Here is a 293-nt window from a genome sequence, read left to right on the forward strand (position 1 = left end):
GTGCACTGAAGTCGGCCGGCGTGCAGGCCTTTGCGGTGGAGGCGATTCCGCGTATTTCGCGTGCGCAGGTGATGGATGCGTTGTCGTCGCAGGCGAATGTGGCCGGCTACAAGGCCGTGCTGCTCGCGGCGTCGGAGTCGACCCGCTTCTTCCCGATGCTCACCACTGCGGCGGGCACCGTGAAGCCGGCGACGGTGCTGGTGCTCGGTGTCGGTGTGGCCGGCCTGCAGGCATTGGCCACGGCCAAGCGCCTCGCCGGGCGGACCACCGGCTACGACGTGCGTCCCGAGGTG

At 69.6% G+C, this 293-nt stretch carries 1 pseudogene; it reads left to right on the top strand.

What is annotated here, in order from left to right:
- A pseudogene (locus tag GV790_RS29805) lies at window positions 1-293 on the top strand (NAD(P)(+) transhydrogenase (Re/Si-specific) subunit alpha); the annotation flags it as partial.

The sequence above is a fragment of the Nocardia cyriacigeorgica genome (genome assembly GCF_010858045.1).
Taxonomy (GTDB): Bacteria; Actinomycetota; Actinomycetes; order Mycobacteriales; family Mycobacteriaceae; genus Nocardia; species Nocardia cyriacigeorgica_E.